Genomic DNA, 11,722 nt, shown 5'->3' with positions numbered 1-11,722 from the left:
GGCATTTCGCCCGTTCTTTTTTATTAAGAAATGAACGACCGCGGGTCGCCATTAGTTTTATTGGATCTCTGAATTCAGATATTCCTCTAGATCGTCCTTGTACTCCTCGAATCCGAGCTTAGATGATGCAACTAGCCAGAACGCAATCAGTCCAAAAAGGAATGTTATAAATCCAGTAATCGAGAAGATAACTGAGACAATACATAAGATGAGTGCAAGCACGTAGCTCTTACGCTTTATACAGAGCAACGAGGACAATATCGCCATAGCCCCAGATACTAACCATCCAATCCCCCAATACTGAAGATATTTGACCAATTCATCATAAGTTATACCCCAATCAACCAGTTGTTTATGGACGTTCGGATCATTCCACAATGCATCCGCAATACTTCCCGATGCAACTACATAGTATACCCCCATGATCAACAAAGGAATACCATATATCAACATCAAATAACCAGCCCATTTAGCACGGGACTGCAAGGTTGTACGAACAAGATCTTTCTCAACCTTGACCTCTGCCTCCTTCTTTCCAGGTATATGATATCCACAAGAAGGACAATAGTAAACATCACTGTTCAACTTGATTCCGCATTTTGCACAGAAATCTTGATCTGTCATGAAAGGGAACATTGGTCTACGCGATTAATAATGTTATGCGAACAGATCATCTGGTCATCTTAATCGATGCGTATCCTACCACCGATTCCATGTCGTATTTCAAAGAATCCCAAGAGTCTGAATATTTCAACAAACTCACATTGGAAGGATCTGTGGAAAGCATGGCGACAGCCATCGGACCGTATCCACAGACCGTAATTCTCTTGGACATTATCTCATGATACATACCTTCGAGGTCCTTAGCAACGTATCTTTCCAAAACAAGTGAATTCAGTTCCTTACCAATAGCTTTCGGAACATAATGTGCCATATCGCTTGATGCTATTACAACGACATCGTGACCTTTGCATGCGACCCTTATCTTTTCCGACAATCTTCTAGCTGAACCAAGATCTTGATTGCCCATGATAATTGGTATTATGTGCGGATCCGGATCAATGAATTGTAAAAAAGGAACCTGCACCTCAACAGAATGCTCCGCCCTATGCGCCCTTACGTTGTCTGGAATGAGCTCACGCAATTTGGACGCGATCTCATCATGTATCTTACAGGGGCCCAAAGGCGTTAGGTATTCTTCGCTACACATGACTGCCTCATATGGCACTCCGTGGTGGTCCGGCCCAATAACAATGTATGCCTCAGGAAGACCATCTTCAGCTATTGCCTTGAAAGAATGTGCTGCGATCATTCCAGATGCTTGATATCCAGCATGAGGACATACAACCGCAGAAATGCCTCTTTCTCCAACAATATCTGATGGTAGACCTGGGCCTAAAGGATGCTTGAAACAAGAAACAATGGTCGCTTTCAAATCTTCCTTTTCCGCAGGATAAAAACGACCCGCCACAGCAGGATAACGCATAAAGATTAAAGGAGTTAGTAGGTAAAGTGTTTATGCCTGAGGATGACCTCAGAGCTTTGCTTCGAAATCCTCGATTTCCATCTTGAAATCTGCAGGGTCCTTTATATCTCCCCTTGCGAGAAGAAGTTCCCTGGTGAGGATCCAATAGACACATGCAAGAGCACGCCTTCCCTTGTTGTTGGTAGGGATTACGAGATCTACATTGCGGGTCTCATTGTTTGCATCGCACATAGCAACTATGGGGATTCCTAGATTAAGGGCCTCATTGAGTGCCTGCTTGTCTGCGGCTGGGTCTGTTACTACGAGAACTTCGGGCTCCATGAATCCAGGGTTAGCGGGGTTGGTAAGTGTTCCAGGAACGAAACGACCTGCAAATGCTGGTGCCCCGATGTTCTTGGAAAACTCCCTTGCGGGCCTCTGTCCATACTGTCTTGCGGACACCACAAGGATTCTCTTTGGGTCATAGTGAGCGAGGAAATTGGCTGTTGCTCTGATCCTTTCATCGGTCTTCTTTACATCGAGGACGTAAAGTCCATCCTGCCTCACCTTATAGATGAAGTCCTTCATATCGGCAGATTTCTGCTGTGTTCCGATGTGGACTCCAGATGTAAGGTAGATTTCCTCCGCGACCAGCAATTCGGTGTTTCCTGCGATGCTTTCCTCTTCACTCATTTAAATTCCTCGATTAATTTCTAACAACTGTAATGGGGATGAGATTCTTCTCATACTCCAGCATGGCGATATCGATTGGATCTAGCATGTCCTCAGGATAGTCTATGAGGACTGGTGCACCGTACGAGATCTGAAGTGCCCTCGCACCTATGATCCTTGCTTTTTCGAATCTAGTGTAGTTCATTTGACTCACCATACAAGAATCGAGGTAGACTGATGTCGGTTATAAATGTTTGCCTCTTTTTATTTTTACTTGTTAGTGAAATACAAATAACGCCCGCGCGTATAGCGAGGACAACATTTTTTATTAACGACGTACATCATGCAAACGTGAACGCTGAACTCAAGATCTGTACCGCTGCTTTCTTCCGTAACAAAGGAAAAGAAGTGATTACAGTAATGGAACTCATAATGACCATATCACTTGACCTCAGATGGATGGATGCCACCACAGCAAGCAGATTCGTAAAGTTGATTGTATCTGAAGAACTGGTCACTGCTACTCCAGATGGACTCTTGAAAGCAACTGGGGATCTGACCACCATCGATGTGCCTGTCGCTTACAAACCATCCAGAGAACTTCTGGAATTCATAAGAACCGCATCTCCTGATAAAAAAGAAGCCTCACCCAAGACTCAGATCAAAAAAGAGAAAATGAAAAAGGACGATGATGCTTTACTTCCAAAACTTATGGAAATTGCAACGTCTATAGGAATGCAAAAAGGTACATTTATCTCTGAATGCAACAAAATCGTAAAAAAATTGAACATCGACACGGAAGTTGCCGCCCTTATCGTCCTCAGAGACCGGGGCGCAGATATAGCAAGATACTATGATCTGGTATACATCTCCGCGTCGAAGAAATGATCATTCCTTTTTTATGAAATTACTGAGGGTCATCGAACCGTTGGTTTTTCCACTGCCGACTGTAGCCCCAGGAATAACGATCTCAGTAAGCTTTATGTCCAACGCTTTTTCCAATTTTGCCCTTAATTTATCATCAGGAACAAGATTATTGGACTCTACCTTGGCGAGTATTCCTTTCTTCTCAGATATCGATGCGGCAAATTGCTCCAGGTCCATCCCTTTTTTCTCGCGAGCCTCACGAACGGCCACGCCGTAATTGCCTATGATCTCCGCAACACCCGCTGTAGCATATACGTCGCGTGTCTGCATTCTTCTCTCACGTTTATCCAACCTTTGTTCTATGACCGCCTTATTAGGGGCTGAAACGCCAACTTTGGACGATGCCTTATACTCGTCCCCGAATCTGGCACAATTGGGACAAAGCATAAGTTTCGTTCCTTCGACCATCATCGCTTTGGTTGCAGGTGACTCATTTCCACACATTTCGCAGATCATTGCTATTGTCATTGATGAGGCCGTTATTAAGTCTACCGCACGCTCAATTACTTTTGACACGGAAAAGTAATAAAAGGGGAGGGCATAATCCCTAAAAGGGATACTATGGACGACGAGACTCAAATTGAGGAACTGAAGACCAAATTAGTCACGCTCGAAGAAAGGAACGTTAGACTAATGGAAGACCTCCAGAATGCAGAGAACGAGAAACGTTACTCTGAAGGAGAGAATTTCAGGCTTCAGAAAGAACTGTCACGCGTTAGGGCAGAGAATGAGAGACTAAAAAGCCCGCCGCTGATAATCGGTTCGCTACGTGACATACTTCCGGACAACCGTGTGGTCGTAAAAAGCTCGACCGGACCGGACTTCATTGTGTCTGTTTCCGAATACATATCCCCGAAAGAACTGACTCCCGGCGTAAGGGTATCCCTCAACAAACAATCGCTTGCAGTCATGAGTGTGCTTCCTGCACCTTTGGACCCTGTAGTGACAGGCGCTGAGATCATCGATAAACCTAATGTCACATATGAGGACATAGGTGGACTCTCCAAACAGATGCTGGAACTCCGCGAAGCTGTTGAAGATCCCCTACTAAGGCCTGAGCTATATGCAAAGGTAGGTGTGGAACCCCCGAAGGGAGTTTTACTGGTGGGTCCTCCGGGAACAGGTAAGACGATGATGGCAAAAGCCGTTGCTAGCGCTACAAAAGCCACCTTCATAAGATTAGTGGGATCGGAACTTGTCCAGAAATATATCGGAGAAGGCGCAAGACTAGTACGCGAATTGTTCGAGCTTGCGAAAGAAAAAGCCCCGAGTATCATCTTCATAGACGAACTTGACTCGGTAGGAGCAAAAAGAATGGATGTTGCGACATCAGGTGACCGCGAGGTCCAAAGAACCCTGATGCAGCTTCTTTCCGAACTTGATGGATTCACTCCCATGAGCGACGTCAAAATAATAGGTGCCACCAACAGACCAGATATCTTGGACGATGCCCTACTTAGACCTGGAAGATTCGACCGTATCATCGAGATCGGTCTGCCTGATGTTGATGGAAGAACGCAGATATTCAAGATACACCTGGCAAAAATGAGTATCACTAAGGACGTTCAAGTGAAAAAGCTCGCAGAGATGACAGACGGTACATCTGGTGCAGAGATCAAAAGCATATGCACAGAAGCTGGAATGTTAGCCATAAGGGACAATCGCGACACAATAACCATGGACGATTTCGTAGCTGCAAAAGAAAAAGTAATGGAAGCGGGAAGAGCGAAGATCAAGTCAGTGCCCGCATACATGTTCGGATGATCAAACATCTTTATTCAAACACTTTACCTTTTTATTCTAACTAAAATCACTCTCTGGACGTGTCTTCTCCTGCAAAGAACTCCAACTGAGCTGCTGAATAGATGTCCCCTAGACCTATGTCCTCTTGTGCGGAAACAGAACGTATCTCTCCAAATCTTCCCATATTATCAAGAGCTTTGAGCAATTCCATACCTACTACTGACTCTGAATTACGCCTATCGTCCATTAAATCGCTGTAAAGGACATCGGAATTTTCGAACCATGCTATCATTCTGTCAGTCTCTTCCTCTTTGAACATATCACATTTTGACAGCAGATTGATCGTGGGGAGCTGGAGTCTAAACTCTACTATGGATGAAAGCATCATGGAAGAAATGAAACCGTTTGGGCTTCTGCAGAGTGTGGGATCCGAAAGATACACCAGCATGGACTTATCCTTGCCGAATGCCGTGACGATCCTATCAGATGACTCTCTGAATGCAAATAATTCAAGCTGTCCAGGCGTATCGATCAACACATAATCCGTTTTAAACGTCTCCACGACATCCATCATCTTCCTTATGTTTACCGCCATCAGATCCGCTGCAACGATCTGCGCACCGTTCGGTCCGAGCCCATATTCACTCATGACCTCGTCCAAAGATATCCACTCCCTTATGTCGATGTTAGGCGTATATGGTAGCGTTTCCGCTCCTGGATCCAAATTGATTACGATAGAATCCACTCCGTTATCTTCGAGCCAAGTTTTGAATGCTCCAACCAATGTACTCTTTCCGCTACCTGCGGTTCCAACAAAGAATAGATTCCTCATTTTATCCTCGTACAGTCCCATATGGTATAACGATATACACTTTTTTATCCCGCGCGTACGCAAACCTAATTTAACCCAATGAGGATTCAGGATTCATGTTAGTGAAAAAACCACACAACGTTGCGTTCGCCTGGTTTGGCATCATCGCCATCGCTGTGTTCACGATCTCTTGGATCTGTGCGGCTGCACTCGACCCTGCATGGGTATTCGGAAAGAACACTCTTTCCGATTTTGGAGTCTCTGACACCGATGCCAAATACTTCTTCAACTACGGTTGTTGCATGCTGACCGCCATATTCCTTGCGATCTTCGGATTTGCATCAACGATATATTCGAACAACAAATGTATTTCCGCTGGGGGGATCCTCCTAGTGATCGGTGCAGTTCTTCTTTTCCTTGTAGGGATCATAACGAAGGACGTTGGAAACGGTGATCTTCATAACCTTGTCGCGTACACAATGGGATTCTTTATTTTCATAGCAGTTTGCCTGTATGCTGGAGGATTCTGGATGAATGGACATGAGGTCTTTGCGGCCGTACCCATTGTAATCGTCATCACACTCATGGGAATATACGTGGGATATAATCTGGCCACATTCGAGGCATGGGCTGCTATCGGTGCGATGATCTGGATTATCGTAGCGGCAACCGACATGATGTTATCAAAACCAAACATTAAGGATATTGCATAAAGGAAGTATGAAAATGAGTGTCACACCTAATGGAATCAAAACAGCATGTGGACTGGGGCTTCTCGGAGGAGTTTTCAGTGTAGCATGTCTTGCACTGTTCTACAAACCCGAGGACAATATCCTCCCGACCATTGCATTCTATATGCTAACCGCAGCCCTATTCTTCGCACTGGCCGGAGCATTTGTAAAAAATAGCCAGTGGAACTGGAGAGTTGCACTTTTTGTATCCTTCATCAATCTAGGCATAATTGCAGGTTGCATGGCGGCTGGATACTTTGAGTTGTGGGCAGGAATCGTCCTATTGATCTTCGATGTCTGTATCGTAATCCTCGAGACCCTCCCATCGTCTAAAAAATGGTTGAACGCTAAACTTTAAAAAAATTGGCCCTTTAGGGCCTTTTCCTTTTAACCATATTTATCTCAATTACCAAAATTACGGTAATTTTAAATCCTCAAATGAATTGACCGTGAATGTGGACGAAAAATACACTTTCGCACTAAGGAAGATCGCACTTCTCGGTGGTATCGACGACTATATCGCCGTATCATCCAGAGAACTCGGCGATACGTTAGAGATGAGCCAACAGTCAGCGTCAAAAAGGATACTCGAACTGCTTGATGAAAAGCTCATCATACGTGACCTAGGAGCAAGAAGACAAAGAATTAAACTTACTCCTCGCGGAGTCGAAGAGCTCAAAAAAGAATATAACGAGTATCGCAGAATATTTGAACTGACGGACCACATAACGATCCATGGAAAGGTCACAGAAGGAATGGGCGAAGGCGGCTATTACATCTGTCAACCTGGATACATGGATCAATTTGAGAAGAAACTCGGATTCAGACCGTTTGAAGGAACACTTAACATAACGGTTGATAAAGACGATATTGGTAAACTTGATGTCATCAGAAGCACGTCTGGACAGACCATAGATGGATTTATTAGCGAAGGCAGAAGTTTTGGGAATGTTATTGCATATAAGGCAAAGATAAGGAATATCGATTGTGCAATTGTTGTACCAGAAAGGTCCCATTACGCAGATGTCATCGAGATCATATGCCACTACCACCTAAGAAGAACACTTAGTATCGGTAATGGCGACCGTGTGGACGTCAGGGTCAGTATCTGATATCATTAATTAAAAATGAGACGGCCAGTACATCTGGCCGTCCAATGATCATCACTTCACAAGACTTTTCATCACTGATGTGAATATGACCCTGCCGTCCCCGTATTCGGATTCGTATCCTCTAGTCCAATCAGGGTGTGTAAATCTTGTCATAACACGCTCAGGATGGGGCATCATTCCCAAGACATTACCTGCTGGATTGCATATGCCTGCAATATCTGAAGGCGAACCGTTAGGGTTCCATGGGTAATCCGGAGAACTTCCATCCGGTTCTACATACCTGAACACGATCTGATCGTTATCCTCCAATCTCTGAACGAATTCGGGGTCCATGCTCATTAGCTTCCCTTCTCCATGAGCGGAAGGTATTGTCAAAAGCTTCTTAGGAGCGACCTCAGAGGTGAATATGCATTTCCCCCTATTGTCATTTCTAAGAACGGTAGGACGACATTCAAATCTCGCAGAATCATTCGTATACAATGCAGCCGTAGGTTCTGCAGACATTATATCATCAAAAGCGGGAAGCAACCCTAATTCCACCAATATCTGAAATCCATTACAGACACCTAAAACTGGTTTCTCTTCTTCCACAAATCTCCTTAGTTGAGTCCCCACTGAAGATTTTATCCTTGCGGCAAATATCGCTCCTGCGCGGACATAATCTCCAGCAGAGAACCCACCAGGCAACGCAAGTATGTCGTAGTCTTCCAAATCCCTTCTAAGGTCACCAGAGACGTCTCCGCTTAACTGTTTCAAATGGACCTTCTCTGCATTTGCACCAACCATGTTGAAGGCTTCGGCCATCTCATCCTCGCAGTTGGTCCCCTCTATTCTGAGCACACACACTTTTATATCCTTCATTGATGCGCACCCCCCATTATATTCCATATTGGATCATTCCAAGCTTTCCTCATCTCCGATATGGGAATTGCTATTTTCGTTCCCTTTATCTTGAGAGTGTCCCCTTTAGAAATTCCGATGCATTTCGCATCATCGCCCAAGATCGTCTCGAATCTATCTGCTTTCTTCCCATCGATCTCTACGATCCAACGGGAATTGCTTTCCGAATAGAGCTTGACTTTCATGTCCAGATCCCCTAACGCAGTTAGATCGACCTCTGCTCCTATCTGACCTGATATACACATCTCGGCAACAGCAACGGCCAAACCTCCATCAGAACAATCGTGACAGCTCATAACGAGCCCTTTATCCATTGCATCCAAAAGCTTATCCATGACCGCCCTAAGGTGAGGAATATCCACGGCAGGCACCTGCCCTTCTTTTCCTCCAAATTTACGGAAAAGGAGAGATGCCCCCATCTCATCTTTGGTCTCCCCCACAATGTAAAGACATGAACCTACTTTCTTCATATCTGCAGTTATTGCCTTTCTGAGATCATCAATAAGCCCACATCCAACTATCATGGGAGTTGGCAGGATGTATATGCCTCCTGGGGCTTCGTTATACAAACTGACATTTCCTGAAGGAATTGGTATCCCGAGACCTTTTGCAATGGTGCCTATTCCTCTCACAGCTTCTCTCAGTTCTCCTAGTCTTTCTGGTTTCTCAGGATTGCCAAAATTAAGACAATCTGTGAAAGCATTAGGTCTAGCGCCTACAGCCACAAGATTACGACACGCCTCATCTATACTGGACATACCACCATTATATGGATCTCCGGCTGTGAACCAAGGATTGCATCCAGTTGCAATAGCAAGTCCCTTCCACCTGCCTGGTACAGGCATCAGAACTGCCGCATCTCCAGGCCCGGTCTCATTCATCTTTCCCACCATTGGGTGTATGACCGTAGATGCACGTACCTCATGATCGTATTGTCTTATCGCCCATTCCTTTGATGCTACATTCAAATCTGAAAGCAGTGTAAGAATGACATCTTTATCATTGGGAATCTTAGGGAAGACCTCGTTCTCCTTCTTATAGACCTTGGGAAGCACATAAGGCCTGTGATATACCGGTCCACCAGTAAGAAATTCCAGGTCCATATCAAATATTAACTCTCCCTTCCAGAAGATACGAGTGCGAGGCGTGTCTGTTGTTTTTGCAATTGGCGTTGCGAGCACGTCCCACATTTTGAATATCTCGAGTGCCTTTTCAACATTCTCTGGCTTGCAACTGCACATCATGCGTTCCTGAGATTCGGAAACCCATATCTCCCACGGAGCAAGCCCCGTCTCCTTAAGGGGAACGTTCTCCAGGTCCACATCGGCTCCACATCCGGCCCCCAGTGCCATCTCACCTATGACACAGCTGAGACCGCCCCCTCCAAGATCCTTCATTCCCGTAATGAGATGCTTCGCATTTACCTCGAAACATGCGTGTATCACAGGCTCCTTGGTTATGGGGTCTCCGAGCTGAACAGCGCCTCTCGAATCATCCTGAGAGGTCGAAGTGAGATCTTTGGATGCAAAATTAACACCGTGTATACCGTCTCTTCCTGTACGTCCACCGATGAGGATCATTACCTCTCCTGGGCCCCCCACATAATTCTTCGCGAGGTCCTTCCTTTTGACTATACCAAAACATCCAACATTTACCAGGCAATTCCCGGTGTACCTCTCATCAAAGAAGAATCCCCCGGTGACAGTGGGTATACCGCAACGGTTACCATAATCTCTTATGCCCGCAACCACACCGCTCACTAGATAACGGGGGTGCTTGATACCTTTTGGCAGTTCTTCTTTGGTATCTATCGGACCGAAACATAAAGGATCGGCCAATGCAATGGGCTGGGCACCCATGCAGACGACATCTCTCAATATTCCTCCGATCCCTGTTGCCGCCCCTCCATAGGGCTCAATTGCAGATGGGTGATTATGGCTCTCGACCCTTAACGCATACCCATAATCATCGTCGAACACCATTACTCCAGCATCACCTCTGGAAAGAACATCATCACGTTCGATACCGAATACAAACTCCTTGAGGATCGGCTTTGAACTCTTATAACAACAATGTTCACTCCATGCCTGTCCAAGCGATTGAAGTTCTACATCCGTCGGATTCCTTCCATCTCTTACAAAATAATCTTTGATGGTCCTCATCTCTTCCAAAGAAAGACTGAGACTCATATCTCTAGAGATCTTGTTCAGGTCCTTATCATCAGCATTTAGGATGTCAACCTCATAAAGCGAGAATGGTACATCCCTTTTGATCATTGGTCCTTTGGACATCTGCTCATCTCACGGTTACAAAGTAGTTCTGTATAACAGGATTAGCGAGAAGTTTTTTGCACATTTCCTCTCCTTTCTGTTTTGCTTTGTCCGCAGGCATGTCAAGTGTGACCTCAAACATCTTTATGGTCCTGACATTCTCGATACCCTCGAAACCAAGGGACTCGAGTGTCTTTTTTGTGTTCATTCCCTCAGGATCGGCAACGCCTTTCTTGAGCTCGATTCTGATCTCGATTACTGCCATTACTGATTGTATTACGAGCGCGTAAATAAAATATTGCGAAGGAACAGATGCCTCACAGAGGTACCCTTTTCCTTGCAAATATAAGATATCCTGTATGTCCCAGCATCTCAAATGAAGGCCTTACTCCACCTGGATGGACCTCTAAACCACGCTGTAGATTCTCCAAAGCATAAACGTCCGCAAAATCCTTTTCGCGAAGTGCATTGACTATCGATTCTGCTTGATTTGCATTCGGAACATAAGCACACAACCTGCCACCGTTCCTTAGATTGGGTAGCAGATTATCTAGTGCCAACCATGGATCTGGCATATCCAAAGTGAGGGTATCGGCAATAATGTTATCTATTTGGACATTCCGGGCATCGCCAATCGTGAACGACCAATACTTATCCAGGCCCGTGCGACGAACATTCTTGAGTGCGCGCTGAGCATTCTCTTCTTTGAACTCGATCGTGTGAACCCTGCCCAGTGGTGCTACTGAATTCAAAAGTGCAGTTGTCAATCCTCCAGACCCAGCACCGACCTCTAGTACTAGATCTCCTGATTTGATACTACAGTTCATAATTATTGTAGCCGCATCTTTCGGAGTTATTATTTGAGCTCCCCTGTCAAGAGATTCGATGAGTTCGATAACACCTGGCCTGAAAACAGTATATTCCTTTCCAACGATATTAATGCGGGAACCGTCTTCCAACCCTATTATCCTAGAACCGTCCAAAGTACCTAGAGAGGATATCTTAAGCATCTTGGACTCGGTCCTAAGCCATATCTTCTTTCCGTTAGGATCCAGAAGATACACGAACTCATTCTCTTCTATTGACATTCA

General features: G+C 45.1%; 15 protein-coding genes. 5 read left to right on the top strand and 10 right to left on the bottom strand.

Annotated elements, in window-relative coordinates:
* Window positions 1-57: 57 nt before the first annotated feature.
* The 4 genes from KRP56_00900 to KRP56_00885 are packed head-to-tail and all read right to left on the bottom strand — an operon-like array spanning window position 58 to window position 2,342.
* The gene (locus tag KRP56_00900; protein ID UAL07854.1) at window positions 58-624 is read right to left on the bottom strand and encodes a hypothetical protein; all 567 of its coding nucleotides are present in this window, start codon (window positions 622-624) and stop codon (window positions 58-60) included.
* 46 nt (window positions 625-670) lie between these two features.
* Complete coding sequence (amrB, locus tag KRP56_00895; protein ID UAL07853.1) at window positions 671-1,486, bottom strand: AmmeMemoRadiSam system protein B; 816 nt, start codon at window positions 1,484-1,486, stop codon at window positions 671-673.
* 48 nt (window positions 1,487-1,534) lie between these two features.
* Window positions 1,535-2,158: a 30S ribosomal protein S2 gene (gene rpsB / locus KRP56_00890; GenBank protein ID UAL07852.1), complete on the bottom strand. Its 624-nt coding sequence runs from the start codon at window positions 2,156-2,158 to the stop codon at window positions 1,535-1,537.
* Window positions 2,159-2,171: 13 nt separating this feature from the next.
* The gene (locus KRP56_00885; GenBank protein ID UAL07851.1) at window positions 2,172-2,342 is read right to left on the bottom strand and encodes a DNA-directed RNA polymerase subunit K; all 171 of its coding nucleotides are present in this window, start codon (window positions 2,340-2,342) and stop codon (window positions 2,172-2,174) included.
* A 146-nt stretch (window positions 2,343-2,488) separates the two neighbouring features.
* Between KRP56_00885 and KRP56_00880 the strand changes: the two genes are divergently transcribed.
* Window positions 2,489-3,025, top strand: a complete 537-nt coding sequence (locus KRP56_00880; protein ID UAL07850.1) for a DUF2240 family protein — start codon at window positions 2,489-2,491, stop codon at window positions 3,023-3,025.
* Here the strand turns inward: KRP56_00880 and KRP56_00875 are convergent, their stop codons facing one another.
* Complete coding sequence (locus tag KRP56_00875) at window positions 3,026-3,520, bottom strand: multiprotein bridging factor aMBF1 (GenBank protein ID UAL07849.1); 495 nt, start codon at window positions 3,518-3,520, stop codon at window positions 3,026-3,028.
* A 105-nt stretch (window positions 3,521-3,625) separates the two neighbouring features.
* Here KRP56_00875 and KRP56_00870 point away from each other — a divergent pair, with 105 nt between their 5' ends.
* Window positions 3,626-4,828, top strand: coding sequence for a proteasome-activating nucleotidase (locus tag KRP56_00870; GenBank protein UAL07848.1), 1,203 nt, complete (start codon window positions 3,626-3,628; stop codon window positions 4,826-4,828).
* Window positions 4,829-4,874: 46 nt separating this feature from the next.
* Here the strand turns inward: KRP56_00870 and KRP56_00865 are convergent, their stop codons facing one another.
* Window positions 4,875-5,639: an ATP/GTP-binding protein gene (locus KRP56_00865; protein UAL08409.1), complete on the bottom strand. Its 765-nt coding sequence runs from the start codon at window positions 5,637-5,639 to the stop codon at window positions 4,875-4,877.
* A gap of 95 nt (window positions 5,640-5,734) precedes the next feature.
* Between KRP56_00865 and KRP56_00860 the strand changes: the two genes are divergently transcribed.
* The 3 genes from KRP56_00860 (at window position 5,735) to KRP56_00850 (ending at window position 7,461) form a co-directional block, all read left to right on the top strand.
* Window positions 5,735-6,331 (top strand): DUF998 domain-containing protein, encoded by a 597-nt coding sequence (locus KRP56_00860; protein ID UAL07847.1) that lies wholly within the window; start codon window positions 5,735-5,737, stop codon window positions 6,329-6,331.
* A gap of 7 nt (window positions 6,332-6,338) precedes the next feature.
* Window positions 6,339-6,707 carry a hypothetical protein gene (locus tag KRP56_00855; protein UAL07846.1) on the top strand — a complete coding sequence of 123 codons (369 nt, stop codon included), beginning with the start codon at window positions 6,339-6,341 and terminating at the stop codon, window positions 6,705-6,707.
* Between the two features lie 97 nt (window positions 6,708-6,804).
* Window positions 6,805-7,461, top strand: coding sequence for a DUF120 domain-containing protein (locus tag KRP56_00850; GenBank protein UAL07845.1), 657 nt, complete (start codon window positions 6,805-6,807; stop codon window positions 7,459-7,461).
* A gap of 51 nt (window positions 7,462-7,512) precedes the next feature.
* Here the strand turns inward: KRP56_00850 and purQ are convergent, their stop codons facing one another.
* Genes purQ through KRP56_00830 form a run of 4 tightly spaced genes read right to left on the bottom strand, consistent with a single transcriptional unit; the run spans window position 7,513 to window position 11,719 of the window.
* Window positions 7,513-8,322 carry a phosphoribosylformylglycinamidine synthase subunit PurQ gene (purQ, locus tag KRP56_00845; GenBank protein ID UAL07844.1) on the bottom strand — a complete coding sequence of 270 codons (810 nt, stop codon included), beginning with the start codon at window positions 8,320-8,322 and terminating at the stop codon, window positions 7,513-7,515.
* Window positions 8,319-10,652 carry a phosphoribosylformylglycinamidine synthase subunit PurL gene (purL, locus tag KRP56_00840; GenBank protein UAL07843.1) on the bottom strand — a complete coding sequence of 778 codons (2,334 nt, stop codon included), beginning with the start codon at window positions 10,650-10,652 and terminating at the stop codon, window positions 8,319-8,321. The genes purQ and purL overlap by 4 nt, the downstream gene beginning before the upstream one ends.
* Before the next feature lie 4 nt (window positions 10,653-10,656).
* Window positions 10,657-10,896: a phosphoribosylformylglycinamidine synthase subunit PurS gene (gene purS / locus KRP56_00835; protein ID UAL07842.1), complete on the bottom strand. Its 240-nt coding sequence runs from the start codon at window positions 10,894-10,896 to the stop codon at window positions 10,657-10,659.
* Window positions 10,897-10,948: 52 nt separating this feature from the next.
* The gene (locus tag KRP56_00830; protein UAL07841.1) at window positions 10,949-11,719 is read right to left on the bottom strand and encodes a tRNA (adenine-N1)-methyltransferase; all 771 of its coding nucleotides are present in this window, start codon (window positions 11,717-11,719) and stop codon (window positions 10,949-10,951) included.
* Window positions 11,720-11,722 lie beyond the last annotated feature (3 nt).

The sequence above is a fragment of the Candidatus Methanogranum gryphiswaldense genome, from assembly GCA_019262145.1.
In the GTDB taxonomy this organism is placed as follows: domain Archaea; phylum Thermoplasmatota; class Thermoplasmata; order Methanomassiliicoccales; family Methanomethylophilaceae; genus Methanogranum; species Methanogranum gryphiswaldense.
Note: the sequence above shows the minus strand (reverse complement) of the source record. Positions and strands in the feature narration are given on the sequence as shown.

Excerpts from the sequence above, each read along its gene's own strand:
- KRP56_00900 (UAL07854.1), bottom strand. The coding sequence starts at position 624 with ATGACAGATCAAGATTTCTGTGCAAAATGCGGAATCAAGTTGAACAGT.
- amrB (UAL07853.1), bottom strand. The coding sequence starts at position 1,486 with ATGCGTTATCCTGCTGTGGCGGGTCGTTTTTATCCTGCGGAAAAGGAA.
- rpsB (UAL07852.1), bottom strand. The coding sequence starts at position 2,158 with ATGAGTGAAGAGGAAAGCATCGCAGGAAACACCGAATTGCTGGTCGCG.
- KRP56_00885 (UAL07851.1), bottom strand. The coding sequence starts at position 2,342 with ATGAACTACACTAGATTCGAAAAAGCAAGGATCATAGGTGCGAGGGCA.
- KRP56_00875 (UAL07849.1), bottom strand. The coding sequence starts at position 3,520 with ATGATCTGCGAAATGTGTGGAAATGAGTCACCTGCAACCAAAGCGATG.
- KRP56_00870 (UAL07848.1), top strand. The coding sequence starts at position 3,626 with ATGGACGACGAGACTCAAATTGAGGAACTGAAGACCAAATTAGTCACG.
- KRP56_00865 (UAL08409.1), bottom strand. The coding sequence starts at position 5,639 with ATGAGGAATCTATTCTTTGTTGGAACCGCAGGTAGCGGAAAGAGTACA.
- KRP56_00860 (UAL07847.1), top strand. The coding sequence starts at position 5,735 with ATGTTAGTGAAAAAACCACACAACGTTGCGTTCGCCTGGTTTGGCATC.
- KRP56_00855 (UAL07846.1), top strand. The coding sequence starts at position 6,339 with ATGAAAATGAGTGTCACACCTAATGGAATCAAAACAGCATGTGGACTG.
- purQ (UAL07844.1), bottom strand. The coding sequence starts at position 8,322 with ATGAAGGATATAAAAGTGTGTGTGCTCAGAATAGAGGGGACCAACTGC.
- purL (UAL07843.1), bottom strand. The coding sequence starts at position 10,652 with ATGTCCAAAGGACCAATGATCAAAAGGGATGTACCATTCTCGCTTTAT.
- purS (UAL07842.1), bottom strand. The coding sequence starts at position 10,896 with ATGGCAGTAATCGAGATCAGAATCGAGCTCAAGAAAGGCGTTGCCGAT.
- KRP56_00830 (UAL07841.1), bottom strand. The coding sequence starts at position 11,719 with ATGTCAATAGAAGAGAATGAGTTCGTGTATCTTCTGGATCCTAACGGA.